Source organism: Mesorhizobium sp. 8 (genome assembly GCF_006351905.1).
Classification (GTDB): domain Bacteria; phylum Pseudomonadota; class Alphaproteobacteria; order Rhizobiales; family Rhizobiaceae; genus Mesorhizobium; species Mesorhizobium composti.
This window is the reverse complement of sequence record NZ_CP040914.1, coordinates 3,494,982-3,519,703: the sequence shown is the minus strand read 5'-3', so window position 1 is coordinate 3,519,703 and position 24,722 is coordinate 3,494,982. Positions and strand designations below refer to the sequence as shown.

Genomic DNA, 24,722 nt, shown 5'->3' with positions numbered 1-24,722 from the left:
CTTCAGGAGGCGCCGCCGGCCGGCGCGGTGCCCGAGCCGCGGATCAGCTCGGCCATCAGCGTCGCCCGCTGGCGGGTGTTGCGCGGGGCGCCGTCGTCGGCGGCGATCTGGTCGAACAGCTTCAGCGCGTCCTGAGCCTTGCCTTCCTTCCAGGCGGCGAGCCCGAGCGCCTCGCGCGCGGTGTGGCGCAGCGGATTGGTGTCGGCCGTCAGCGCCTCGACGCGGCTGGAAACGTCGGCGAAGCTGCCATGATCGACGAGCAGCAGGGCGGCGCGCAGGCGCGCCATGTCGCGCAGGCTGCCGGGGACGGAACCGTCGGCGGCGACGCCGTCGAAATCCTTGACGGCGGCGTCGACATCGCCCTTGTCGGCCTTGACGGTGGCCGCGCGCATGCGCGCCAGCACGGGATAGGCGCCGTAGCCGTCCTTCTCCAGCTGGTCGAGCGCGGCGAGCGCCTCGTCGCTCTTGCCCTCCTGGGCAAGCTTGAGCGCCGAGGAGAAGGCGTCGCCGGAGACGTTGGCGCGACCTTCGTCCCAGTAGCGGTAGCCGACATAGCCGGCCGTGCCGAGCACGACCAGCAGCGCCACGGCCACCACGGCCACGCCATAGCGATGCCACAGCGCCTTCATCTGGTCGCTGCGGAATTCCTCGTTGACTTCGCGGATGAAGCTGTCGTCCGACATCGATGAATCCGTCCCGCCCGGAGCCCTGCCGGGTGTTTGAATGAGCCCGCGTTTTAGCGGAATTTCGGCGGCATGGAAGGGGGCGGCGGCAAAATCGGCTTTGCGGCAGGCGAGCGGCTGTGCCGGGCGCATCGCATCGGCGCCACATTCGGCGGCTAACCGGAGCGCTCCGCCCTCTCCTTGCCGTGCGTCGAAGTGCCTGCCATGTTCCCCGCCAAGTCCGTTGCGTTCCGCGTTGCCGCCACGTTCTCCGCCTGCCTTGCCGCCAGCGCGGCATTCGCCGACCCGCCGTCGGCGTGGAAGCCGGCCAGGCCGAAGCAGGCCGTCATCATCTCCTTCGACAGCGCCCGCGACATTTCGCAATGGCAGCGCAGCCGCGCGCTGGCGAAGCGCACCGGGGCGCATTTCACCTATTTCCTCTCCTGCGTGTTCCTTTTGACGCCGGAGACGCGCAAGGCCTATGCCGGGCCGCACAAGGGCGCCGGAAAATCCAACATCGGCTTCGCCGCCTCGAAGGACGAGGTGGCGGCGCGGCTGGAACAGATAAGGCTGGCGGCGACGGAAGGGCACGACATCGGCAGCCACGGATGCGGCCATTTCGACGGCAAGGCGTGGACGAAGGCGGACTGGCGGACGGAATTTTCCGCCTTCCGCCACGTGCTGGAAAACGCCTATTCGCTGAACGGCATCGCGCCCGAGCCGCCGGACTGGCGTACCTTCGCCGACCATGCGGTGACCGGTTTCCGCGCGCCTTATCTTTCGACCGGCAAGGCGATGTATGCGGCGCTGGCCGAGGCTGGTTTCCGCTACGACGCCAGCGGCGTCTCCAACGGGCCGGTCGAGCCGCAAGCTTCCGGCGGCATTCTGCACTTCTCGCTGCCGCTGATCCCGGAAGGCCCGAAGGCGAGGCCGGTCATCGCCATGGACTATAACCTCTACGCCCGCCATTCAGGCGCCGTCGAAAAGCCGGAAGAGAAGCGAGCGTTCGAGGAGCGCGCCTACCAGGCACTCCATGCCGCCTTCGAACGGCAGTACGCGGGCGAGCGCGTGCCGCTGCAACTCGGCTTCCATTTCACGCTGATGAACGGCGGCGCCTACTGGGACGCGCTGGAGCGCTTCGCCGACGAGGTCTGCGTCAAGGCCGACGTCGAATGCATCTCCTTCCGCGACTGGACCGAGCGGCATCCGCCCGCGGCCACGCCGGCTCATGCCCAGCCGGAGGGCAAGAATTCCTGACGCGGAGCCGGCCGGCGATCAGATCGCCGGCTGGTCCTTCTCGGCCACGCCGGCCGCCTTCCGATCCAGATAATGCCGGTCGACATCCGGCAGCGGCGCGCCCTCCAGCGTCGCCTCGAAGGCGCGCAGGCGCTTGTGGACGGATTGCAGCTCGACGATCGTCGACCACGAATTGAGCAGGAACTGCAGCGAGTTGGTCACCCGGCCAAAGGCGTTGGAGATCTGGCTGAGCGCGCCGTAGGTGATCTTGTGGGCGACCAGCGACGGGCCGAGAATGATGAAGGAGAAGATGTTGTCGGCCTGCAGGTAGGTGTAACGGACGATGTTGAAATAGACGTAGTGGCCGTAAAGCCGGAAGTAATTGCGCCGCACGTTCTCGAACAGTTGGGTCGTGGTTACCGGCTGCGCACGGTCGTCGTGATCCTCGCCATAGACAAGCTCCTTGCGGTAGGCTGCCTCGACGCGCTGGTTGCGGAATTGCAGGCCGGGCAGCTTCACGCCGGCGATCATGATCGCCAACGTGCCGAACAGACACCAACCCAGCGCCGCGATGACGAGCGGTTGCGGCTCCGCGCCGATGATCGGCAATTCGGTGATGTGCTTCTGCAGGCCGATCAGGACCGGCAGGAAGGCGATCAGCGTCATGATCGACTGGACGAAGGAGGTGCCGAGATCCTCCATGATCTGGGAGAAGCGCATCGTGTCTTCCTGGATACGCTGCGAGGCACCCTCGATGTGGCGAAGCCGACCCCAGTAATTCATGAAATAGTCGTTCATCGCCGTACGCCAGCGGAAGATCCAGTGGCTGACGATGAAGGCGTTGATGACCGAAACGTTCATGCCGACCAGCGCCAGCCAGGCGAAGCTGGCCGAGCCGCGGTAGAATTCGCCCGGCGTCGAATTGGTGGTGCCGCCCATCAGGCCCTGCACGTAATCCATGAAAGGCCCGTACCAGTTGTTGACCGCAACGCTGATCTGGACGTTGAAATAGATCAGGAAGAAAATGATCGAGGAGACGACGATCGACCATTCCTGCCACGGATGCGGCGAGAACCAGCGCCAGAAACCGAAGAACAGCGCCACGCCGAGCGCATAATAGATGTAGAACCACAGGAACGGCTTCGACCACAGCACGGCGATGCCGATGATCGGCGGTGTGCCCGGCGCATCCGGAGGCAGGCCGACCAGCGCGCCGAGCTCGGCGCCACCGAAGAACCAGAAAAGGATAAGGGCGAGGCTCCAGCCGGCGGCGCTGAGGAAGAACAGCTTCGGCCGGGGAAAGAAGGATACGAACACTCAGGAAGTTCCTTTCGGCGGGTGCTTCGGCTGGCGCGCATAAAGTCACAGATTTTGCGGCAAAGAAATGGTGCGCGCGGCCGGGCGCGCATTACATTGTCGTCATCCGGATCATCATGTGGGTGGCCACGTGGCCTTGCTCAGGCGTGGCGGCGGGCATCCCAGGCGCAAAGACCGGACGCGACGAGCACCACCGCCGCCAGCAGGGAAGGCAGCACGAAGCTTCCCGAACGTTCGGCCAGCACGCCCGCGACGACAGGCCCGACGATCTGGCCGATGCCGAAGGCCGTCGTCATCAGCGCCAGGACGCGGCGCGGCGCCTGCGGCGCCAGCAGGCGGCCCGCCTGAAGCCCCAGCGCACTGACGGCCATGAAGGTGGCGCCGAGCAGGACGCTGGCCAGCAGCGGGCCGGCATAGCCGCCGAGCGTTACGCTGGCGACGACGCCGACGACCTCGACAAGGCAGGCGCCGGCATAGGCGGCGTAAATCCCGGCGCGCGCCGCAACCACCTGCCACAGCCAGATCGACGGGAAGGCGACGAGACCGGCGACCATCCACACCACCGCCTCGAACACGCGGCCGGCGCCGCCCGCGCGCACGATGGCGACGAGGAACGTGGCGGTCACCACATAGCCGAAGCCGAACAGGCCGTAGGACAGGATCATCCGCGCCAGCGCCGGGCTTTTCGGCAGGCGCGGTTCCCGGCCCGTCGTGCCGTTGCCCAGCGGACCGCTATCGACCGTCAGCGCGACGACCACGAAGGCGACGGCCGAAAGCCCGGCCGACCAGAACCATCCGGCCTGCCAGTCGGCATGGTAGTCCACCAGGATCACCATCAGCAGCGACGAGAGAGCGATGCCGAGGCCGACGCCGCCGAAATGCAACGCCTGCATGCCGCCGCGTCCGGTCGAATCGAGGTGGCTGGAAACGATGGCCGTCAAAAACACCATCACGAAGGCGCTGGCGACACCGGCCAGGAAGCGGATGAGAAGGAAGGCAACGAGGTTATCGGTCAGGCCCATGGCCGCCGCCAGCAAGGTGCTTGCCGCCAGCCCGGCCAGCATGGTCGCCCGCTCGCGCCCATGCGCCCAGCCGCCGGCGGCGGCGTATGCGCCGACGAGGTAGCCGAGGAAATTGGCCGACGCGATCAGCCCGGCGTCGGCCGCCGAAAGGTGCAGCCCCTCCATCATGCCGGGCAGGATCGGCGTGTAGACGAAGCGGCCTATGCCCATGGCGGCCGCCATGCCGACCATGCCGGCGAGAGCGAAGCGCAAGGGGTTGGTGGCTGCGATCTTCATTGCAGTGCACAATAATCGCCCGACCGCCCCAGACAAGCGGCATACCATTGGGCCAAAGGATGGAAACCGCCGAGGCACCGGACTATGTTGGCTTTATCGTTCCCTTGATTACGGACAGGCATAGATGACCACCCATGCGCGCGACTTTTCCGCCTCGATCGACCCGGTGAAGCTGGACCGGATGGCCGAAGTGGCCATCAAGGTCGGCCTGCAACTCAAGGAAGGGCAGGACCTTGTGCTGACCTCGTCGATCGCGGCGCTGCCGCTGACGCGGCGCATCATCGAACAGGCCTACAAGGCCGGCGCCGGGCTGGTGACGCCGATCTTCTCCGACGACGAGATCACGCTGGCGCGCTTCCGCTACGGCAAGGACGGCGGCTTCGACCGCGCCGCCGGCTGGCTCTACGAAGGCATGGCCAAGGCCTATGGCGCGGGCGCGGCGCGGCTTGCCGTGCGCGGCGACGATCCGTCTCTGCTGTCGGGGCAGGACCCGGAAAAGGTGTCTCGCGCCAACAAGGCGGCCTCCATCGCCTCCAAGCCGGCGATGGAGAAGATCACCAATTTCGACACCAACTGGACCATCCTGGCCTATCCAGAACTCGCCTGGGCCAAGCAGGTGTTCCCCGACGACACCGACGACGTGGCGGTGGCCAAGCTCGCCAGCGCCATCTTTTCAGCCAGCCGCGTCAACGGCGATGATCCGGTCGGCGCCTGGAAAGAGCACAACGCGGAGCTCAAGAAGCGCAGCACATGGCTGAACGGCCATAATTTCCACGCGCTCCGTTTCACCGGGCCGGGCACGGACGTGACCATTGGGCTGGCGGACGGCCATGAGTGGATGGGCGGCGCCTCGACGGCCAAGAACGGCATCACCTGCAATCCCAACATCCCGACCGAGGAGGTGTTCACCACGCCGCATGCGCGGCGCGTCTCGGGCCATGTGTCGAGCACCAAGCCGCTGTCCTACCAGGGCACGCTGATCGACAATATCCAGGTGCGCTTCGAGGAAGGCCGCATCGTCGAGGCCAGGGCGTCGAAGGGCGAGGACGTGCTGAAGAAGGTGCTCGATACCGACGAGGGCTCGCGGCGGCTCGGCGAAGTGGCGCTGGTGCCGCACTCCTCGCCGATCTCGGCCAGCGGCATCCTGTTCTACAACACGCTGTTCGACGAGAACGCGTCGTGCCACATCGCGCTCGGCCAGTGCTATTCGAAATGCTTCGTCGACGGCGCCAAGCTGACGCCGGAAGAGGTCGCGGCGCGCGGCGGCAACAAGAGCTTCATCCACATCGACTGGATGATCGGCTCAGGCGATGTCGACATCGACGGCCTCGACAAGGACGGCAAGGCCGTACCGGTGATGCGCAAGGGCGAATGGGCGGCTTGAGGCAGCGCTTCGGCGCAGGAAGGCAGCCATGGCTTTCGACATCGCGGTAAAGCGCGTCTACGAGCCGGCGGAAGCTTCCGACGGCCAGCGCGTGCTGGTCGACCGGCTGTGGCCACGCGGCGTGTCGAAGGAGAAGGCGGAACTCACGCTATGGCTGAAGGCCATCGCTCCGAGCAACGAATTGCGACACTGGTACAATCATGATCCCGAGCGCTGGGAAGAGTTCCGCAGGCGCTATGCAAAGGAACTGGACGGCAATCCCGAGCCGCTCAGGGAACTCGGCGCGCTGTTGGAGCACGGCCGCGTGACGCTGCTCTACAGTACGCAGGAGGAACGCTACAACAACGCCGTGGCGCTGGCCGCCTATCTGACGGAGAAGGAATAGGCTTTTCGTGCGTCCTTCGAGGCTCGCTCCGCTCGCACCTCAGGATGAGGACCGTTTGGAGCAAACCTCAACAAGCGAGCCGGTGCACGACCTCCCTCATCCTGAGGTGCGAGCGGAGCGAGCCTCGAAGGACGCACTATCAGGATTCAACCCATTTCCCGCTCGTAGATATCCGGCTTGAAGCCGACCAGCAGACGGTCGCCGAGGTCGAGCACCGGGCGCTTGATCATGGTCGGATTGGCCAGCATCAGGGCCTTGGCTTTCCTGGCGTCGAGACCCTGCCTGTCGGCGTCCGGCAGGGCGCGAAAGCTGGTGCTGGCCTTGTTCAGCAGCACTTCCCAGCCGAGCTTGTCCACCCAGGCGTCCAGCCGCTCCGGTTCCAGGCCCGAAGCCCGGTAATCATGGAAGGCATAGCCGACGTCGCGGCTGTCCAGCCAGGTGCGGGCCTTCTTCATGGTGTCGCAGTTGGGGATGCCGTAGATGGTGGCAGACATGGCAAGCTCTCCGTGGTCTTCCATGCGAGTATCCGATTCGCGCCGCCAAGGCCGCCCCAATCCGTCACGCGACATGGCGTTCCAGCGATCTTCGATGTCGGCCTTGCTTGGCGCCGTCTCGCCGAATGCACTATGGTCGAGCCGATACCGATCTCCAGCCGAAGCGGATACGTTAAATGAGCAACCATCACCTGGATTTCTTCATCGACGGCAAATGGATCGCTCCCGCCGTGCCGGCCACGCTGGACGTCATCGATCCGTCGACGGAGGAAGCCTACACGAAAATCGCGGTCGGCTCGAAGGCCGACGTCGACCGCGCCGTGGCGGCGGCCAAGGCGGCCTTTCCCGCTTTCTCGCAGACGACGAAGGAGGAGCGGCTGAAACTGCTGCGCCGCATCCTGGACGTCTACAACGAGCGCTACGAGGACATCGCCCAGGCGGTCAGCCAGGAGAACGGCTCGCCCATCACCTGGGCGCGCGAGGCGCAGGCTGCAGCCGGCCGGGCGCATCTGGAAGCAGCTATCAAGGCGCTGGAGGATTACCAGTTCTCCGAGAAGCGCGGCACGACGATGGTGGTCAAGGAGCCGATCGGCGTGTGCGCGCTGATCACGCCGTGGAACTGGCCGCTCAACCAGATCGTCTGCAAGGTGGCGCCGGCCATCGCGGCCGGCTGCACGGTAGTGCTGAAGCCCTCCGAGATCGCGCCGATCAGCGGCATCGTCTTTTCCGAGGTGATGGAGGCGGCCGGCACGCCGAAGGGCGTCTACAACATGGTCAACGGCACCGGGCCGGACGTCGGCCAGGTCATGGCCGGGCATCCGGACGTCGACATGGTGTCCTTCACCGGCTCGACGCGGGCAGGCATCATCGTCGCCGAGACGGCGGCGAAAACCGTCAAGCGCGTGGCGCAGGAACTCGGCGGCAAGTCGGCCAACATCATCCTGCCCGACGCCGACTTCGAGCGGGCGGTGAGGAAGGGCGTCAACGCCTGCTTCGGCAATTCCGGCCAGTCCTGCGACGCGCCGACGCGCATGCTGGTGCCGGCCGCCCGCCACGACGAGGCGCTGGCGGTGGCGAAGAAGGCGGCGGACGCCCACAAGGTCGGCGATCCGCGCAACGAGGACACGAAGCTCGGCCCGGTGGTCAGCCAGTTGCAGTTCGACAAGATCCAGCGGCTGATCGAGGCCGGCATCAAGGAGGGCGCGACGCTTGTGACCGGCGGTCCCGGCCGACCGGAGCACCTCAACCGCGGCTATTACGTGCGGCCGACCGTGTTCGGCCACGTCAAGCCCGGCATGACCATCGAGAAGGAAGAAATCTTCGGGCCGGTGCTGTCGATCATTTCCTATGAGGACGAGGACGAGGCGGTCGAGATCGCCAACGACACGGTCTATGGACTGGCCGCCTACGTGCAATCAAAGGACATCGCGCATGCCCGCAAGGTCGCGGCCCGCATGCGCGCCGGCCAGGTGTCGATCAACTATCCGGAGTGGGACACCTTCGCGCCGTTCGGCGGCTACAAGCAGTCCGGCAACGGCCGAGAATACGCCGACTGGGCCATCCACGACTTCCTCGAGATCAAGGGCATAGTCGGCTACGGCGAGTAGGAGCGACGCCGCTTCAGCCGAGGCGCCACAGCCTGCGGGCGTTGGCGGACAGCAGCTTGCGGCGCTCCTCCTCGCTCGCGCCGGACAGCAGCGCATGGGTGGCCGCGACCCAGGCGAGCAGGCCGCCGCCCAGCGTGCAGACCGGCCAGTCGCCGCCCCACACGACGCGATCCCAGCCGAAAGCCCGGATCGTGTGCTCGACGTAAGGGCGCAGCGTCTCGGCCGTCCACGTTCCGGCGTCGGCATAGGCGACGACGCCGGAAATCTTGCCCACCACATTGGGCCGGCGCGCCATCTCGGCGATCTGCTCGCGCCAGGTATGCTCGGCGCCGGCCTTGATGTCGGGCACGCCGCAATGGTCGAGCACGAACTGCACGTCGGGCGCCAGGTCGACCAGCGCCATGGCCTGCTTCATCTGGTGCGGCAAGACGCACAGGTCGAAGGTCAGGCCGCTGCCGGCGATGCGCTTCACATTCTCGCGGAACAGCACATCTTCGGAGAGGTCGTCCGGCACCACATGCAGGACGCGGCGGAAGCCCTTGACGAAGGGATTTGCCTTCCCCGCGTCCAGCCATGCCGGAAAGCCGGGCTCTTCCGGGCGGCATGAGACGATGGCGCCGGCGATCAGGCTGCCGGGACGCTTCGACAGCGCCTCGACATGGGCGGTCTCGGTGGCGATGTCGGCCGGGTCGACATCGACCTCCATGTGCAGGGCAGCCTCGATGCCGGCGCGCCGCGCCTCGGTGGCGTATTCGTCATGCGAGAAATCGCGGTCGAGCGCCGGCACGCCCTTGAGCCACGGGTAGCGCAACGCCTTGCGGTCGATCAGGTGCAGATGGGTATCGACGATCATCGCCCTTGTCCTTCCCGAATCAACGGCCTTCCCGCGTCAACCTCGATCGGCGGCCGGCCGCGGCCGCCCGATCAGCCTGCCTCGCCATAGACCAGCCTGTCCTGTCTGGCGCGCAGTTCGGTCAGCTTCGAGCTCGGCGGAACGGCATTGGCATAGGTGATGAGCTCGCCTTTCCTGATCGGCGCCGTCACCGAACCGCCCTGCAGCAGGCCGCAGGGAACAGCCTTCGCCGCACGCGCTTCCGGCGCGGTCATGATCCAGGCGCGGTAGCAGTATTCGCCGATGGCATCGAGGCGGTCGCCGGGCTTCAGATCCTTCTTGGCGACGGCGCAGACCTCGGCCACCGGCTTCGACAGCGGCACCATGTCGGCCTTGCCGTAGAGGACGACGCGGGCGCAGGTCAGCGGCACTTCCAGCGAGGTCAGGTGATAGGGTCGGTGGAAAGTAAAGTAGGGGCCATGGCCGAGCTTGAGGTCCTCCATGCGCTCCGAAATGCGCGGATGGCCCATGTCAGCAATGACGAAGACGCCGGGCGCAACGCCCTTGCCAATGGAGTAATCGACGACGCCGACCTTCGACAGCACGCCGCCGTCCTTCTGAGGCACCAGCGTGGTCGCAAGCTCGCCGAGCGTGGCGGAAGGGCCGTGCATGCCGGGCTTGTCCGGCACCAGGCCGGTTGCGTTGGCGATGGCCGCCATCTCCACCATGGTCTTGGAGCCGTCGACGAACTCGACCAGCATGCGCACGTTCATGTTGCGGCGCGCCGCCTCCTCTTCGTAGGCGGGCGGCGTGGCATCGACGTTGAGCGGATTGTTCTTGCCCTTGCCGGCGGCGACGATGGTGTGGCCCATGGCCGAGACGAACTCGATCAGTTCCATGCAGGACGACGGCTCGTCGCCGGCGCCGAGCGAATAGGTGACGCCGAGGCGCTCGGCCTCGCTCTTCAGGTATGCGCCGATGGTGACGTCGGCCTCGACGTTCATCATGACGAGATGCTTGCCGTGCTCCATCGCGTGCAGGCCGATCTCGGCGCCGACCGCAGGCACGCCGGTGGCGTCGATGACGACGTCGATGAGGTCGTTGCCGATGACGAGGTCGGCGTCGCCGGTGACGGCGATCCTGCCGGCCTCCATGGCCTCGGTCATCGCCGATGCGGTCGAGACCTCTCGCGCGTGGCTGCCCTCGCCGTAGGCGATCTCGGCCGCCTTCAGCGCTGCCGGGACCTTGCGCTCGGCCACGGCGCCGACGACGATGCCCTGCATGTGGGCGACACGGGTGACGATGTCGGTGCCCATCTCGCCGCAGCCGATCAGGCCGATGCGGATCGGCTTGCCGGATGCCTGCCGCTCCTGCAAATCGCGGGCAAGCCCTATCGGGGCAACGTTTATGCTCATGACCGCTCTCTCACCATAGGCTTTTACAGCCATCAGTATTGAGGCCATGCCGTCCTATCAAGGACGATGTTCGATCAGCTCACCGATTGTGCCCGTCGCCGGCCCGTTCGAGCCTGGTGTCGCGGACGGCGCGCGCCGGCAGGCCAAACGCAAAAAGGCCGGCATCGCGCCGGCCTTTTCCATTTCATCGAGGCTTGCCCTTACTCGGCAGCGACGATCTTGCCGTTGTCCCACTTGAACAGGCTGAAGCTCGGCGAGCTCAGGTCGCCGGTCGCGCCATAGGTCAGCTTGCCGATTGCCGTCGGGATGGCGTCGCCCGACTTGATCGCGGCGGCAACGGCGGCCGAATCGTCGGTCTTGCCGGCCTTCTCGATGCCGAACTTCAACACCTGCATGGCGGCATAGGCGTTGAGCGTGAAGGCTTCCGGCGGCACGCCCTTGTCCTTCAGCACGGCGACGGCCTCGGCCGAGTCCGGGTTCTTCAGCGCATCGGTGGCGTTGGTGAACATCGTGCCCTGCGAGGCATCGTTGCCGATCGCCCAGTATTCGGTGTTCGACAGGCCCTCGCCGCCGATGATCTGGGCGTTGACCTGCACGTCACGGAGCTGGCGGGCGAGCAGGCCGCCCTCGGGGTGATAGCCGCCGAAATAGATCACCTCGGCATTGTCGGCCTTGAGCTTGGTGACCAGCGCGGAGAAATCCTTCTCGCCGGGGGTCAGCGCGGTATAGGCGACCTCGGTGATGCCGCCCTCGTTGATGACCTTCTTGAAGGAATCGGCGAGGCCCTTGCCGTAGGTGCCGTTGTCGTGGACGACAGCCACGCGCTTGTCCTTGAAGTGATCCAGCACGTATTTGGCGGCGACCTCGGCCTGCTGGTCGTCGCGGCCGCAGGTGCGCAGAACATTCTCCAGCCCGCGGTTGGTCAGGTCCGGCGCCGTCGCCGTCGGCGTTACCATCAGGACGCCGTTCTCGGCGAACACGTCGGAGGCCGCCATGGCGACGCCCGAGGTGACCGGGCCGACGACGAAATGGACGCCTTCGCCGACCAGGTTGTTGGCGGCGGAGACGCCCTGCTTGGGATCGCCGGCATCGTCGACCAGCTTCAGCACCACCTTCTCGCCGGCGATGCCACCGGCCTTGTTGATGGCTTCGGCGGCCGCCTCGGCGCCGTTCTTGACCTGGTCACCATAAGCGGCGACCGGACCGGTCAGCGGCGCCACGACGCCGATGGTGATGTCTGCCTGCGCCGCCGTTATCGCGGCGAACGAAACGCCCATGGCCGCGGCCAACAGCATCTTGATGTTCGTCATGTTCGATACCCCTGTCGTTTGACACCCGTTCGCGCCGCCGCGAGGCGCAGACCGAAACGATGGCCGGCGCCTCTGCGGCGAAGCAAAAGAGATTTCTTCAAATCCGGACGGGGTCGTTCACCACCGTCCGGATGCGAGCCCGCATGCTAGCAGGGCGGTGGGGCCGCCTATAGGACCAAACGAGGACAAGCGGCGCGACAGACAGCCGCAATGGCGGCGGCCAAAATGGTGCAAAAGTACGGCTGGACCACTCCCACCCCTGTCCCCTCCCCGCAAGGGGGAGGGAGACGCCGACACCCCTGTTTCGTCCAAATTCGGCAGGGTTGGCGGGCTGTGGCGGCGCTGCAAAATTCCCCTCCCCCTTGCGAGGAGGGGTTAGTGTGGCGTTTCCACCCGAATACGGAACGATCTATCGCCCCAGCTCGATCGAGCGCAGCCGGGCCGCCTCGACCGCTTCCGTCAACAGCGTTTTCAGCCGGTCGCCGCCCATCAGTACCTCCAGTGCCGCCGCCGTCGTGCCGTTCGGGCTGGTTACCTGGCGGCGCAGCACCGCCGGCTCCTCGCGGCTCTCGGCCGCCAGCGAGGCGGCGCCGAAGACGGTCTGCATGGCGAGCAGCTTCGCCGTCCCGGCCGGCAGGCCGGCCTTCTCGGCCGCCGCCGTCAGGCATTCGATGAAATGGAAGACATAGGCGGGACCGGAACCCGAAACCGCCGTCACCGCATCCATCAGGCCCTCGTCGTCGATGGTGGCGACCTCGCCGCTGGCGGACAGAAGGTCGGCGATGAAGCTTTGCGTGGCAGCGGGCACCAGCGGCGTCGAAAACACCACCATCATGCCCTTGCCGATGGCGGCCGGCGTGTTGGGCATGCAGCGCGCGACCGGCGCGCGCTCGCCGAGGATTTCCCTGAAAGTGGCGACCGGCGTGCCGGCGGCGATGCTGAGGAAGGTCGTGCGGCCGTCAGCGAAGCGCGTATAGGCGGAAACGGCGTCGCGGATGACCTGCGGCTTGACGGCGACGACCACCAGTTCCGGCGCCGCGCCGGCGGCGATGTCGGCGGCACCGGCGCCGGCGTAACAGCCAAGTGCTGCGGCACGGGCACGCAGGTCCTCGTTCGGCTCGACGACGAAAACGTCCGCCGCCGCCAGCTTGCCGGAGCCGATCCAGCCCGAAAGCATGGCGTAGCCCATATTGCCGCAACCGGCGAGAACGAGTCTGATGGCCATGGAAAATCCTCCTGCCGGTTCCTTAAAGCATCGCGCCGAAAAGTGGATACCGGTTTTCGGCAAAAGCGGCGCGAAAACAAGCTACAGCAAACCGTGCCGGTGAGAAGCTCGCCGGTCGGACTCGCATGCGAATCCCTCTTTGGTTGCATATTTTCATGGTGCAATTTTTAATTGTGTCACTGCCAAAATTAACCTTTTGTTTTCCATGTCTGTTTAGCGTGCCGTAACCAATCGCCCCTGCGGCGAGCCGTCGAAGGCAAGTTCCAAAGCATGCGCAACAGCCAAAACCGTCACGACTGGAGGCACGAGCCCTCCCTGCCGGCATTCGGCGCCGCGCCGCACGCCAACGACGATGCGCCCGGATCGCTGCTGGGCGTCGCCGGCAGCGCATTGCCGCCCCGCTTCGACGATGCGGCCATCCGCCACCGGCTGGCTCGCCTTGCGCGCGAGACGCGGGAAGCGAACGAGGCTTTCCTGTCCGGCGCCGCCGAAGACCAGCATCCGGACGATGAGGCTTGGGCGGAGGACTTTCAGAACGAGTTCCTTCCCACCAACGACGATCCGCCGGCAGGTACGGAAAGCAGGGTAATGCCTGCCGCGAGCGGCATGGCCCGTTCCAAGCGGCTGATCGCCGCCTGCGGCCTTCTGGGCGCGATGGCCGGCGGGCTTACCGCACTGTCGCTGCCGGCGCGCTACGAGGCCACCGCCGAGTTGCACCTTGCCGCCGGCGCCGACGTCTCGACATTTGCCGGCCTGCAAGACCAGCGCCGTGTCGTCACGTCCGGCATCGTCCTCAACAAGGTCGTCGACAAGCTCGGTCTTGCCGACGATCCGGCCTTCAACGGCACCGAGACGGACAGCGGCTTCGTCTCGCTGCTGCGCTCGCTGCTTTCACGTAGCGACGGCGCGGCGGCTTCCGACGCCGGCCATCGCCATGCCATGGCGGCCAGCCGCCTCGCCGAGAGCCTTTCCGTCAGCCAGGGCCGCGGGGTGTCGACGATCGCCGTCACCGCCACGACCGGCAACGGCGAAACTTCGGCCCTGATCGCCAACACCGTGGCGGAAGCGTTCCTTGCCACGGCGGCGACCATGCACAATGCCCCGCAGGCCAGCGGTACGGTTGGCAAGGCCGACGAGGCGGCGAAGAAGCTGGAGGTCTTCCTTGCCCAGCACGGTCTTGGCAGCGGCGATGCGAACGCCGCCGCCGATGCGCTGCTGAAGCTCGACGACCAGCTTTCGGCGGCGCGCGCCCGCACCACGGAGTTGAACGGCAAGATCGCCGCCATGAAGGCGGTCGGCGTCGATGCCGCCGTGGGCGGCGGCCTGCCGCAGGAGTTCGAGTCCAGCGCGATGGCGGCCTTGCGCACGCAGTACCTGGCCATCAAGCGCGAAAGCGACCGCGCCGGGGCGCAACTCGGCCCGCGCAATCCAGAACGCATCGCGCTCGACACCCAGCTTGCCGGCGCGCGCGACCGCATCGCGGCGGAGCTGCGCCGCATCACGGCTTCCTTGCAGGCAACGCTGAAGGAGGCCGTGCAGGCCGAACAGGGACTCGCCGCGCGCCGCGCCCAGAGCGGACTCGACACCAGCGGCATCGCGACGTTGCGGACACTGCGCGACGCCGCCCGGCAGGCGGCCGCCGAAGCCAGGCCCGGCCACAGCGACGACCTTCGCGACGCGATAAGCGGCGCCAGCGTCGTCACCAAAGCCTATGCCTCGTTGGAGCCGAGCGGGCCGTCGCGGCTGCCGGTCACGTTGGCCGGTCTGCTTGCCGGCCTCGCCGCCGGCGCAGGCATCGGCGCTGTCCGCGGCCGGCGCGGGACGCGCGCAGGCGATGTCGACGAAAACACCGGCCTGGCGGCACAAGCTTCATCCGGCTCCGGCGAGAACCCCGCCCCGCCCGCACTGGCTATCGAAAGCCTGATTTCAGCCGTGCGCCGGGCGCCACCCGCGCAGGAACCCATCGACGCCGGCGGCGCCGAGCCCGTGCCAACCGAGACCGCCGAAACCCCATATCCCCTGGAGGACACCATGTATCCCGTCTATGCGGATCAGATGCACGCCTTTGCGCCCCGGCAGCCCGGCGACGCTCCGCAGCAGCCGTTCCAGCCCCCCGTCTACGCCGCGCCCCATCCTTACGGGACGCAGCCGGCGATGCCGCAGCCGATGGTCCAGCCCTATGTCTACACGCCCTACGCGCCGGCCTATCTGTGGCAACCGCAGCCGCCGATGCCGATACAGGCGGGCTTCTATCCCTATCCCCAGCCCGCCCAGCCGATGAGCGGCTACCCGCAGCCGGCGCGACCGGAGACAACCACCGCCGCGGACCAAGCCTCGCTGGAGGAAATCCGCGCCAGCCTGCGCGAATTCCGCGAGGCGGTGCGGGAACTCACCGAGAGCCGCACCCGCCGCCGCTACTTCTGACAACCCGCGCGCAAACTCCCGGCCTCGACGGGCCGATCGGCCGTCCGATTTCGGGTTTACGGCATCGGACGGCGCATTGGCGGGATTGCGCGGCCGAATTTTCGTGACAATGCCGCACAGATTGGGCGCCCCGAGATTGGGCCGCACAGATTGGGCGCCCCGGCACCCGACAGGATTCGGCAGCGAGGAGAGGTCATGGCTGAGGTGATCGACGGCAAGAACGTCGCGGCGGATGTGGTGGCGAAGGTCAAGGCCCTGACGGCGGACCTCGCGGCAAAGGGCAAGGGCCAGCCGGGACTGGCCGTCGTCATCGTCGGCGAGGACCCCGCCAGCCAGGTCTATGTCGCCTCCAAGTCGCGCACCGCCAAGGAGTGCGGCTTCCATTCGGTCCAGCACACGCTTCCCGCCCAGACCACGCAGGCCGACCTGCTCAAGCTGATCGGCACGCTCAACGCCGACCCAGCGATCCACGGCATCCTCGTCCAGCTTCCGCTGCCAGCGCAGATCGATGCGGGCACCGTCATCCAGGCCATCGCGCCGGAGAAGGACGTCGACGGCTTCCACTTCGTCAATGTCGGCAAGCTCGGCACCGGCGAGCTCGACACCGCCTTCGTGCCCTGCACGCCGGCCGGCTCGATGCTGCTCATCGAGCGGGTGCGCGGCAAGGACCTGTCGGGCCTCAGCGCCGTGGTGGTCGGCCGCTCCAACATCGTCGGCAAGCCGATGGCGAACCTTTTGCTCGCCGCCAACTGCACGGTGACCATCGCCCACAGCCGCACCAGGGACCTGCCGGCGCTGGCCCGCACGGCCGATATCCTGGTGGCTGCCGTCGGCAGGCCGGAAATGGTGCGCGGCGACTGGGTCAAGCCCGGCGCCACGGTCATCGACGTCGGCATCAACCGCATCCCCGCGCCAGAGAAGGGCGAAGGCAAGACGCGGCTGGTCGGCGACGTCGCCTATGCCGAGGCCGAGAAGGTCGCCGGCGCCATCACGCCGGTGCCCGGCGGCGTCGGCCCGATGACCATCGCCATGCTGATGGCCAACACCGTCGTTTCCGCCTATCTTGCCGCCGGATTGGATCGCCCCTCGTTCTGATTCTTCATCCGCCTGCAAGAAAGCGATGCCGTGCCGACGCCACCCCTTCCCGTAGAAAGGCCCCTCGTGGCCGATCCGATGCAGGGGGGAAAGCGCTTCGCCTTCCTTCTGGTGGACAAGTTCCCGATGTTCTCGCTGACGGCGGCGATCGACGTGTGCCGCTCGGCAAACCGCCTGCTCGGCCAGGACTTCTACAGCTGGACGACGGTGTCGCCGGACGGCGAGGCGGTGGCGGCTTCCAACGGCCTGCCGCTGAAGGTCGACTATGCGATAGCCGACCTGCCGCCGGCCGATATCCTGTTCGCCTGCGTGGCGCTCAACCTCGACTTTCCCGGCAAGTCCAAGGTGCTGGCGGCGCTGCGCGCCTGGGGCCGGCGCGGCGGCGCGCTCGGCGCGCTCTCGGTCGGCTCGCACCTTCTGGCCGAAGCGGGACAGCTCGACGGCTACCGCTGCACCATCCACTGGGAAAACCGAGCCGGCTTCATGGAGCGATTTCCCGAGATCGACTGCACCGGCAACGTCTTCGAGATCGACCGCAAGCGCTACACCTGCGCCGGCGGCACCACCTCGATCGACCTGATGCTGGAGATCGTGCGCTCCGACTTCGGCACCAATCTCGCCAACGGCGTCGCCAACCAGTTCCAGCACGAGCGCATCCGCTCCGCCGGCGACCGCCAGCGCGTCGGGCCGGAGCGGGACCTGACCGGCAAGTCGGAGAAGCTGCGCCGGATCGTCGAACTGATGGCGGACCATCTCGACGAACCGCGCTCTGCCGTGCAGCTGGCCAAAGCCGCCGGCCTGTCGGTCCGGCAGGTCGAGCGGCTGTTCCTGCGTCACCTCGGCGTCACGCCCGGCCGCTACTACATGCGGCTCAGGCTGGAGCGGGCACGCGAGCTCCTGCGCCAGACCAACATGCCGATCCTCGACGTGGCGATCGCCACCGGCTTCACCTCGCATTCCTACTTTGCCCAGAGCTACCGGCTGCAATTCGGCCGGCCGCCGAGCGAGGAACGCCGCACGACGTATTGAGCGCCGGACGACCAGAGGCGTTCCGACCTTTGCCATTCCCGCCGATTCGTTGGATAAGGCGGTTGAAGGCGGGCTTTTCACCGCCAGGATGCATTGCACAGGGGAATTCAGGCTCATGACGGAAGCTTCGAAGCAAACCGCCACCCGCGACGGGGGCCGCATGTTCACGCCGGCGCCCGAGGCGAAGGCCCAGGCGACGCGGTCGCGCATCATCGCGCTCGTCCTCTGGGCGGCGGCGATCATCCTCGAACTGGTGGCGATCTTCTGGCTGCTCAGGCCATCGTTCGACGAGCTGGCCGCCGCTCACGGCTTCCCGCAGTGGCGCTGGTATACGCTGCTCGGCTTCATCGCCGTCATCGGCGTGCTCGCCATCATCGGCTCGATGCTCTGGAAGAAGGCCAATCACCTCGATCCGGCGACGCGCTCGCAGCCGGTGAAGTTCTTCATCCAGAACCAGCTCGGCGCCTTCATCTCGCTGCTGGCGTTCCTGCCGCTGATCGTCCTGATCTTCATGAACAAGGACATGGACGCCAAGCAGAAGAACATTGCCGGGGCCGCCGGCATCATCGTCGCGCTGGCGGCGACGATACTCGGCGTCGACTTCAAGCCGCTGTCGCAGGAACAGGCGGCTGTGGAATCCCAGGTCGTGACGCACCTGGTCGGGCAGGACCTCGTATGGTGGAGCGACGGCGGCAAGGTCGTGCATCTGTGCGAAGGCGTCTCCGATCTCAAGAACGCCAAGACGCAGATCTCCAGCGGCCCCATCGCCGACGCCTTCGCCAAGGGCAAGGAAGGCATCACGCTCGAGCTCGCCAGCGAATTGAACCAGTGCGGCCTGCCCGTGCCGGCAAACCTGACGGAGATCGAGCAGTGGGTGCGCAGCGCCCGCGGCCTGTAACCCCGCCGGCGACGAAACGGATCCGCGCGAGGCAGCCGCGCCTCGCGCTTGCCAGTTTCCAGTGCCTCACGTAGCTTCCCGCGACCGAGGGGCTTCCGGGAGATTTTCATGACGGTTTTCGCGCGGTGCATTGCTGCGACCATCCTGCTTCTCTCGACGACGGCGCTCGGCTTCGCCGCCGACCGCGTCATCGTCGTGCTGGATGCCTCGGGTTCCATGTGGGCGCAGATCGACGGCAAGCCGAAGCTGGAAATCGCCCGCGAATCGCTGCGCGCCGCGCTGCAGTCGATCCCCACCGACCGGGAGATCGGCTTCATGGCCTATGGCCATCGCGAGAAGGGAAGCTGCTCCGACATCGAACTGATCGTGCCGCCGGCCGCCGGCACCGCCGACGCCATCGCCACGGCCGCCGACAACCTGAAGTTCCTCGGCAAGACGCCGCTGACGGCGGCCGTCAAGGAGGCCGCCGAAGCGCTGAAATACACCGAGGACAAGGCGACCGTCGTGCTCATAACCGACGGGCTGGAAACCTGCCAGGGCGATCCCTGCGCGCTCGGCAAGGAGCTGGAAGCGGCCGGCGTCGACTTCACTGCCGACGTCGTCGGCTTCGGCTTGACGGCGGAGGAAGGCAAGCAGGTGGCCTGCCTCGCCGACAACACCGGCGGCAAGTACATCCAGGCCTCCGACGAGGCCGCGCTCAAGAACGCGCTGGCCGAGACGGTCGCGGCTCCCGAGCCGGCGCCAGCCCCCGAACCCGAGCCGAAGGCGGCGGAAGTCGAATACAACCTCGTTCCCAAGGCCGTGCTGAAGGACGGCGGCGAGCCACCGGCCAGGATCGACGTCTTCTTCGAGCTGTTCAAGGACGACGCCCAGGGCACGGACGGGAAATATGTCGATTCCGGCTACTATCCGGCCAGGATGCACGCCGCCGCCGGCGCCTATATCCTGCGTGCCACCAGCGGCGGAGCGAGAGCCGAACAGAAGATTACGCTGACCGCCGACAAGACGGCCGAGCCGGTGCTCAACCTCAACGCCGCCGCGCTCTATCTGCGCCCCAGGCCGGCACTGGATGCCGAGCCCGACGGCAACGCCCAGATCGTCATCGACTATCCGGGCGGCACCTCCTCGGCCAATTTCGGCAAGACGAAGTTCGTCGTGCCGGCGGGTGAGACGAAAATCACCGTCCAGCTGGGGGCGGGCGAGGCCAGCGAGACGCTGCAGCTCACGGCAGGGCAGATCGTCGACAAGGACATCATCGTCGGCGTCGGCAAGGTGCAGGCGAACGCCTCCTATACTGCCGGCGGCGAGAAGGTGGATTCCGGCGACCTTTCCTGGAAGGTCCTCAAGGCGACGAAGAAGATCGACGGCACGCGCGACCAGGTGACCTATGGGTTCGGCGCCGATGCGAAGTTCGACCTGCCGGCGGGCGACTACGTCATGGCCGTCGACATGCAGGCCGTCAGCGCCGAACAACCGTTCAGCGTCAAGGTCGGCGAATTGAACGAGGTCAACGTCGCGCTGAATGCCGGCGTCGTCGCCATCGAGGCACCGGGCGCGGACGCCTTCAACGTCTTCGAGGCGAAGAAGGACATCCAGGGCGAGCGCAGGAAGGTCACTTACGGCTACGGCGAGAAATTCCAGACGACGCTCGCCGCCGGCGACTATGTCGTCGTCACCAATTTCACCACCGACAAGCCCGACAGCGAGACGCCGTTCACGGTGAAGGCCGGCGAACGGACGGAACTGACGGTAAAGTAGGTCAGCCGGCGAAGACGCTGGCGCCGTGGTCGGCGCGGCCGGCCATGTGCCGCAGTCCGGCGAACAGCTCGCGGCCAAAACCGTGCTCGCCCTCGGAAAGGTCGGCAGGCGCAGGCGTGCGCCGCGCCAACTCGTCGGCGGTCACAAGCACTTCCAGGCTGCCCGCCTCGGCATCGAGGCGAATGACGTCGCCTTCATGGATGCGGCCGATGGCGCCGCCTTCCAGCGCCTCGGGCGTGACATGGATGGCCGCCGGCACCTTGCCGGACGCGCCGGACATGCGCCCGTCCGTCACCAACGCGACGTGCTGGCCGCGATCCTGCAGGATGCCGAGCACGGTGGTGAGCTTGTGCAGTTCCGGCATGCCGTTGGCCTTCGGCCCCTGGAAGCGCACCACGGCGACGAAATCGCCCGTTAGTTCGCCGGCCTTGAAAGCGTCGTTCAGCGCCTGCTGGCTGGCAAACACCTTTGCCGGCGCCTCGACGATGCGCCGCTCCGGCTTCACGGCGGACGTCTTGATGACGGCGTGGCCGAGATTGCCGTTGAGCACCTTCAAGCCGCCGGTGGATTGGAACGGCGTGGCTGCCGGCGCCAAAACCCTGGCGTCACCGCTTTCGCGCGGGGCCGCCTCGCGCACGACCTGCCCGTCGGCGCCAAGCTTCGCCTCGACCGCATAGGGCCGCAGCCCCTCGCCCCATACCGTGCGCACGTCCTCGTGCAGCAGGCCGGCGTCGAGCAGTTCGCGGATCAGGAAACCCATGCCGCCGGCTGCATGGAAATGGTTCACGTCGGCCAGCCCGTTCGGATAGACGCGGGCGAGCAGCGGCACGGCGTCCGACAGATCGGAGATATCCTGCCATGTCAGCCTGATGCCGGCGGCGGCGGCCATGGCAATCAGGTGGATGGTGTGGTTGGTCGAGCCGCCGGTGGCGTGCAGGCCGACGACGCCGTTGACGATGGAGCGCTCGTCGATCATCGCACCGACCGGCGTATAGGCGTTGCCGAGCGCCGTGATTTCCAGCGCGCGCTTCGCCGCCTCACGCGTCAGTGCATCGCGCAGCGGCGTGTTCGGATTGACGAAGGAGGCGCCGGGCGTGTGCAGGCCCATGATCTCCATCAGCATCTGGTTGGAGTTGGCCGTGCCGTAGAAGGTGCAGGTGCCCGGCCCGTGATAGGATTTCGATTCCGCTTCCAGAAGTTCGGCGCGGCCGACCTTGCCCTCGGCGTAGAGCTGGCGGATCTTCGCTTTCTCGTCGTTGGGGATGCCGCTCGGCATCGGCCCGGCCGGGATAAAGACCGCCGGGAGATGTCCGAAGGTGAGCGCGGCGATCAGCAGGCCCGGCACGATCTTGTCGCAAACGCCGAGATAGACGGCGGCGTCGAACATGTTGTGGGAGAGGCCGATGGCGGCGGCCATGGCGATGACGTCGCGCGAGAACAGCGACAATTCCATGCCCGGTTGGCCTTGCGTGACGCCATCGCACATGGCCGGCACGCCGCCCGCCACCTGGGCGATGCCGCCGGCCTCTTTCGCCGCCTGCTTGATGAGTTGCGGGAAGGTCTCGAACGGCTGATGCGCCGACAGCATGTCGTTGTAGGAAGTGACGATGCCGAGGTTCGGCACCCGGTCGGCGCCGAGCGCGACCTTTTCGGGCGGACTGCATACGGCGAAGCCGTGGGCGAGGTTGCCGCAGGAGAGCACGGCGCGGTTGGCGGTCTTGCCGGCAGCTGCGGCGATGCGGCCTAGGTAGGCCTCGCGGCTTTCGCGCGAGCGCTCGCGGATGCGGTTCGTGATGGCTTCAATGTCGGCTCTGGCGGTCATGGTTCGTCTGTCACGAATAAGAGTTCTGTAAAAGACTGTCCCTTTAGGACAGGGCTATCGCGTATGGCGTACTCCCCCTCTCCGTCTCGGCTTCGCCGATCCACCTCTCCCCCACTTCGTGAGGGAGAGGATAATCGTCCAGCTTGGCTCCCATCCTCTCCACCCGGAACGGGGGAGAGGTGGCGCGCGAAGCGCGACGGAGAGGGGGCGATATGCCCTATGCGGCAATCCTGCCCCCAAGGGACGGCGCTGAAGCGAGTATCCCACGCGCCCCATATCACGGCGCCCAGAACACCTCGACGGGCCGAGGCGAGGCGTCGAGAACGACGCGGATCGGCAATTGCGGCCCTTTGCCCGCCGCCCCGTTGCTCATCGCCTTGTCGAAAGTCGCGCGCTTTTCGTCGCCCTCGATGTGAAGCGCCAGGAAGCCGGCGGCGACGATGCGCGGCAGGGTCAGCGTCAGGCGAGGCTCGCCGGCGCTGTCGGCATGGACCGGCATCAGCGCGAGGCTGTTTTGCGGGTCGAGCAGCGCCGGCAGTTCGCGCGCATCGGGGAAGAACGAGGCGGTGTGGCCGTCGCCGCCCATGCCGAGGATGACGACGTCGAAGGGCTGCGGCAGGGTTGCGATCTCGCGGTCGCCGTCGGCCGCGGCCTCGTCGAGGGTCTCGCCCTGCCGGAACAGCGGGACGAAGCGCGCCGCGGCGGCCCTGCCCTGCAACAGCTTGCCCGTCACAAGCGCTGCGTTCGAGCGTGGCGAGGACGGCGGCACGAAACGCTCATCCACCAGCGTCACGGTGACCCTGCCCCAGGCGATCGGCTGATTGGAAAGCACCTCGAACAGGCGCGCGGGCGTGGTGCCGCCGGAAACGGCGAGCAGGGCCGTGCCGCGGCGCTCGACGGCAGCTGAAAGCAGTCCGACGATGCGGCCTGCCAAGGCCTCCGCCAGCGCCTCGCGATCTGCGAACTCGTTCCAGTGGAAGCTTTCCGTCATCGCGCTCAATTGCTCTCGTGCCATGTGCGGCCGTCGCGCTCGATCAGCGCGATGGAGGAGGACGGCCCCCAGGTGCCGGCGGTGTAGCCCTGCGCGTCCTGCCCGTTCTGCTCCCAGGCTTTCAAGATCGGATCGACCCAGCTCCAGGCCGCCTCGACCTCGTCGCGGCGCATGAACAGGGTCTGGTTGCCGCGCACCACGTCCATGACCAGCCGCTCATAAGCATCCGGGGCGCGGCTGTGGAAGGACTGGGCGAAGCTCATGTCGAGCGGAATCTGCCGCAGCCGCATGCCGCCGGGGCCGGGATCCTTGACCATCAGGTACTGCTTGACGCCTTCGTTGGGTTGCAGGCGGATGACAAGCTGATTGGGGCTGATGTTGCCAGCGCTCTCGCCGAAGATCGAATGCGGGATCTGCTTGAACTCGATGACGATCTCGGAGACGCGCGTCGCCAGCCGCTTGCCGGTGCGCAGGTAGAACGGCACGCCGGCCCAACGCCAGTTGGCGATCTCTGCCTTAATGGCGACGAAGGTCTCTGTGTCGGAACCGTGCCCCAGTTCCTCGACATAGCCCTCGACCGGGCCGCCGGCCGATGCGCCGGCGCGGTACTGGCCGCGCACCGTCAGCTTCGGCGCCTCGTTGCCGTTGATGCGCTTCAGCGCGCGCAGCACCTTCAGCTTCTCGTCGCGCACGGCGTCCGCATCCATCGAGGACGGCGCCTCCATGGCGACGAGGCAGAGCAGTTGCAGGATATGGTTCTGCACCATGTCGCGCAGGGCGCCGGCCTTGTCGTAATAGGTGACGCGATCCTCCAGCCCGACCGTCTCGGCGACCGTGATCTGCACATGGTCGATATGGGCGGAGTTCCACAGCGGCTCGTAGAGCATGTTGGCGAAGCGCAGCGCCATCAGGTTCTGCACCGTCTCCTTGCCGAGATAATGGTCGATGCGGAAGATCTGCTGCTCACCGAAATCGTCGCCGACGAGGTCGTTCAGCGCGCGGGCCGAGGCGAGGTCGCGGCCGATCGGCTTTTCCACCACGATGCGCGAGTTGGGCGTGATCAGCCTGTGCTCGCGCAACTGGTGCGAGATATCGCCGAACAGCGACGGCGACACCGCCATGTAGAAGGCGCGGATGCGGTCGCTGTCGCCGACCGCCTTTTTCAGTTCGTCAAAGCCGACGCCGGTGGTGGCGTCGGCCGGCACGTAGGAAAAGCGGGCGAGGAACTTTTCCAGTTCCTTCTCGTCGATATCGTCGGCCTTGACGTGATCGGTGATCGCCTTGCGGGCGAAGGCCTGGAAGTCGGCGTCGGACAATTTCGCGCGCGAGGTGCCGATGATGCGCGTCGGCTCGCTGAACTGGTGGTCGCGCTGGCGATAGTAGAGCGCCGGCAGGAGCTTGCGTTCGGCGAGGTCGCCGGTGCCGCCGAAAACGATGAAGTCGAAGGGGTCGACGGGAATGATCTGGCTGGTCATGCTCTGTTCGCTCAAAGGCCGGTCGATGCGACGGGGTCGATATAATCTAATCGATTTAAATTTAC

20 protein-coding genes are annotated in these 24,722 nt (G+C 66.8%); 9 read left to right on the top strand and 11 right to left on the bottom strand.

All coding sequences use genetic code 11. The features are described from left to right. Positions 1–2: 2 nt before the first annotated feature. A complete protein-coding gene (locus FGU64_RS17045; RefSeq protein WP_139954252.1) occupies positions 3–683 on the bottom strand; it encodes a tetratricopeptide repeat protein in 681 nt (226 codons plus the stop codon). Positions 684–887: 204 nt separating this feature from the next. On the opposite strand from FGU64_RS17045, the gene FGU64_RS17040 reads away from it, so the two are divergent. After that, on the top strand, positions 888–1,919 hold the full coding sequence (locus FGU64_RS17040) for a polysaccharide deacetylase family protein (protein ID WP_139954251.1): 1,032 nt from the start codon (positions 888–890) through the stop codon (positions 1,917–1,919). 18 nt (positions 1,920–1,937) lie between these two features. Here FGU64_RS17040 and sbmA read toward each other — a convergent pair whose 3' ends face one another. Together sbmA and FGU64_RS17030 are read right to left on the bottom strand one after the other, a co-directional pair. After that, the gene (sbmA, locus tag FGU64_RS17035; protein WP_139954250.1) at positions 1,938–3,215 is read right to left on the bottom strand and encodes a peptide antibiotic transporter SbmA; all 1,278 of its coding nucleotides are present in this window, start codon (positions 3,213–3,215) and stop codon (positions 1,938–1,940) included. Positions 3,216–3,355: 140 nt separating this feature from the next. Then, entirely contained in the window at positions 3,356–4,513 is a 1,158-nt protein-coding gene (locus FGU64_RS17030) for a YbfB/YjiJ family MFS transporter (RefSeq protein WP_246671141.1), read from the bottom strand. Between the two features lie 124 nt (positions 4,514–4,637). Here FGU64_RS17030 and FGU64_RS17025 point away from each other — a divergent pair, with 124 nt between their 5' ends. Further along, the gene (locus FGU64_RS17025; protein ID WP_139954249.1) at positions 4,638–5,897 is read left to right on the top strand and encodes an aminopeptidase; all 1,260 of its coding nucleotides are present in this window, start codon (positions 4,638–4,640) and stop codon (positions 5,895–5,897) included. Positions 5,898–5,925: 28 nt separating this feature from the next. Beyond that, positions 5,926–6,282 (top strand): DUF488 domain-containing protein, encoded by a 357-nt coding sequence (locus FGU64_RS17020; protein WP_139954248.1) that lies wholly within the window; start codon positions 5,926–5,928, stop codon positions 6,280–6,282. 146 nt (positions 6,283–6,428) lie between these two features. Here FGU64_RS17020 and FGU64_RS17015 read toward each other — a convergent pair whose 3' ends face one another. Then, entirely contained in the window at positions 6,429–6,776 is a 348-nt protein-coding gene (locus tag FGU64_RS17015; protein ID WP_139954247.1) for an ArsC family reductase, read from the bottom strand. Positions 6,777–6,952: 176 nt separating this feature from the next. Between FGU64_RS17015 and FGU64_RS17010 the strand changes: the two genes are divergently transcribed. Continuing rightward, positions 6,953–8,383: an aldehyde dehydrogenase family protein gene (locus tag FGU64_RS17010; RefSeq protein WP_139954246.1), complete on the top strand. Its 1,431-nt coding sequence runs from the start codon at positions 6,953–6,955 to the stop codon at positions 8,381–8,383. A gap of 13 nt (positions 8,384–8,396) precedes the next feature. On the opposite strand, the gene FGU64_RS17005 is transcribed toward FGU64_RS17010, so the two are convergent. From FGU64_RS17005 to proC, 4 genes are all read right to left on the bottom strand, one after another. Then, on the bottom strand, positions 8,397–9,236 hold the full coding sequence (locus FGU64_RS17005; protein WP_139954245.1) for an amidohydrolase: 840 nt from the start codon (positions 9,234–9,236) through the stop codon (positions 8,397–8,399). A 71-nt stretch (positions 9,237–9,307) separates the two neighbouring features. Beyond that, positions 9,308–10,630 (bottom strand): NAD(P)H-dependent oxidoreductase, encoded by a 1,323-nt coding sequence (locus tag FGU64_RS17000; protein ID WP_139954244.1) that lies wholly within the window; start codon positions 10,628–10,630, stop codon positions 9,308–9,310. A gap of 200 nt (positions 10,631–10,830) precedes the next feature. Further along, a complete protein-coding gene (locus FGU64_RS16995) occupies positions 10,831–11,925 on the bottom strand; it encodes a branched-chain amino acid ABC transporter substrate-binding protein (protein ID WP_139955424.1) in 1,095 nt (364 codons plus the stop codon). A gap of 424 nt (positions 11,926–12,349) precedes the next feature. Continuing rightward, positions 12,350–13,165 (bottom strand): pyrroline-5-carboxylate reductase, encoded by an 816-nt coding sequence (gene proC, locus FGU64_RS16990; protein WP_139954243.1) that lies wholly within the window; start codon positions 13,163–13,165, stop codon positions 12,350–12,352. 270 nt (positions 13,166–13,435) lie between these two features. Here proC and FGU64_RS16985 point away from each other — a divergent pair, with 270 nt between their 5' ends. From FGU64_RS16985 to FGU64_RS16965, 5 genes are all read left to right on the top strand, one after another. After that, positions 13,436–15,589 (top strand): hypothetical protein, encoded by a 2,154-nt coding sequence (locus tag FGU64_RS16985; protein ID WP_139954242.1) that lies wholly within the window; start codon positions 13,436–13,438, stop codon positions 15,587–15,589. Positions 15,590–15,784: 195 nt separating this feature from the next. Continuing rightward, the gene (folD, locus tag FGU64_RS16980) at positions 15,785–16,684 is read left to right on the top strand and encodes a bifunctional methylenetetrahydrofolate dehydrogenase/methenyltetrahydrofolate cyclohydrolase FolD (RefSeq protein WP_139954241.1); all 900 of its coding nucleotides are present in this window, start codon (positions 15,785–15,787) and stop codon (positions 16,682–16,684) included. Between the two features lie 78 nt (positions 16,685–16,762). Beyond that, positions 16,763–17,713 carry a GlxA family transcriptional regulator gene (locus FGU64_RS16975; protein WP_180375726.1) on the top strand — a complete coding sequence of 317 codons (951 nt, stop codon included), beginning with the start codon at positions 16,763–16,765 and terminating at the stop codon, positions 17,711–17,713. A 115-nt stretch (positions 17,714–17,828) separates the two neighbouring features. Next, positions 17,829–18,611 carry a hypothetical protein gene (locus FGU64_RS16970; RefSeq protein WP_139954240.1) on the top strand — a complete coding sequence of 261 codons (783 nt, stop codon included), beginning with the start codon at positions 17,829–17,831 and terminating at the stop codon, positions 18,609–18,611. A gap of 108 nt (positions 18,612–18,719) precedes the next feature. Next, positions 18,720–20,369 carry a VWA domain-containing protein gene (locus FGU64_RS16965; RefSeq protein ID WP_139954239.1) on the top strand — a complete coding sequence of 550 codons (1,650 nt, stop codon included), beginning with the start codon at positions 18,720–18,722 and terminating at the stop codon, positions 20,367–20,369. 1 nt (position 20,370) lies between these two features. On the opposite strand, the gene edd is transcribed toward FGU64_RS16965, so the two are convergent. The 3 genes from edd to zwf form a co-directional block, all read right to left on the bottom strand. Further along, the gene (gene edd / locus FGU64_RS16960) at positions 20,371–22,191 is read right to left on the bottom strand and encodes a phosphogluconate dehydratase (protein WP_139954238.1); all 1,821 of its coding nucleotides are present in this window, start codon (positions 22,189–22,191) and stop codon (positions 20,371–20,373) included. A 277-nt stretch (positions 22,192–22,468) separates the two neighbouring features. Continuing rightward, positions 22,469–23,206, bottom strand: a complete 738-nt coding sequence (pgl, locus tag FGU64_RS16955; protein ID WP_139954237.1) for a 6-phosphogluconolactonase — start codon at positions 23,204–23,206, stop codon at positions 22,469–22,471. After that, the gene (gene zwf / locus FGU64_RS16950; protein WP_139954236.1) at positions 23,188–24,657 is read right to left on the bottom strand and encodes a glucose-6-phosphate dehydrogenase; all 1,470 of its coding nucleotides are present in this window, start codon (positions 24,655–24,657) and stop codon (positions 23,188–23,190) included. The genes pgl and zwf overlap by 19 nt, the downstream gene beginning before the upstream one ends. Positions 24,658–24,722: the final 65 nt, after the last annotated feature.

What these genes read in the sequence shown, in the direction of transcription:
- FGU64_RS17000 (WP_139954244.1), bottom strand. Translation starts at nt 10,630, where the DNA reads ATGAGCATAAACGTTGCCCCGATAGGGCTTGCCCGCGATTTGCAGGAG.
- FGU64_RS17045 (WP_139954252.1), bottom strand. Translation starts at nt 683, where the DNA reads ATGTCGGACGACAGCTTCATCCGCGAAGTCAACGAGGAATTCCGCAGC.
- FGU64_RS16995 (WP_139955424.1), bottom strand. Translation starts at nt 11,925, where the DNA reads ATGCTGTTGGCCGCGGCCATGGGCGTTTCGTTCGCCGCGATAACGGCG.
- FGU64_RS17020 (WP_139954248.1), top strand. Translation starts at nt 5,926, where the DNA reads ATGGCTTTCGACATCGCGGTAAAGCGCGTCTACGAGCCGGCGGAAGCT.
- edd (WP_139954238.1), bottom strand. Translation starts at nt 22,191, where the DNA reads ATGACCGCCAGAGCCGACATTGAAGCCATCACGAACCGCATCCGCGAG.
- FGU64_RS16970 (WP_139954240.1), top strand. Translation starts at nt 17,829, where the DNA reads ATGACGGAAGCTTCGAAGCAAACCGCCACCCGCGACGGGGGCCGCATG.
- FGU64_RS17010 (WP_139954246.1), top strand. Translation starts at nt 6,953, where the DNA reads ATGAGCAACCATCACCTGGATTTCTTCATCGACGGCAAATGGATCGCT.
- FGU64_RS16985 (WP_139954242.1), top strand. Translation starts at nt 13,436, where the DNA reads ATGCGCAACAGCCAAAACCGTCACGACTGGAGGCACGAGCCCTCCCTG.
- zwf (WP_139954236.1), bottom strand. Translation starts at nt 24,657, where the DNA reads ATGACCAGCCAGATCATTCCCGTCGACCCCTTCGACTTCATCGTTTTC.
- proC (WP_139954243.1), bottom strand. Translation starts at nt 13,165, where the DNA reads ATGGCCATCAGACTCGTTCTCGCCGGTTGCGGCAATATGGGCTACGCC.
- FGU64_RS17040 (WP_139954251.1), top strand. Translation starts at nt 888, where the DNA reads ATGTTCCCCGCCAAGTCCGTTGCGTTCCGCGTTGCCGCCACGTTCTCC.
- FGU64_RS17030 (WP_246671141.1), bottom strand. Translation starts at nt 4,513, where the DNA reads ATGAAGATCGCAGCCACCAACCCCTTGCGCTTCGCTCTCGCCGGCATG.
- pgl (WP_139954237.1), bottom strand. Translation starts at nt 23,206, where the DNA reads ATGGCACGAGAGCAATTGAGCGCGATGACGGAAAGCTTCCACTGGAAC.
- folD (WP_139954241.1), top strand. Translation starts at nt 15,785, where the DNA reads ATGGCTGAGGTGATCGACGGCAAGAACGTCGCGGCGGATGTGGTGGCG.
- FGU64_RS16975 (WP_180375726.1), top strand. Translation starts at nt 16,763, where the DNA reads ATGCAGGGGGGAAAGCGCTTCGCCTTCCTTCTGGTGGACAAGTTCCCG.
- FGU64_RS17015 (WP_139954247.1), bottom strand. Translation starts at nt 6,776, where the DNA reads ATGTCTGCCACCATCTACGGCATCCCCAACTGCGACACCATGAAGAAG.
- FGU64_RS16965 (WP_139954239.1), top strand. Translation starts at nt 18,720, where the DNA reads ATGACGGTTTTCGCGCGGTGCATTGCTGCGACCATCCTGCTTCTCTCG.
- FGU64_RS17025 (WP_139954249.1), top strand. Translation starts at nt 4,638, where the DNA reads ATGACCACCCATGCGCGCGACTTTTCCGCCTCGATCGACCCGGTGAAG.
- FGU64_RS17005 (WP_139954245.1), bottom strand. Translation starts at nt 9,236, where the DNA reads ATGATCGTCGATACCCATCTGCACCTGATCGACCGCAAGGCGTTGCGC.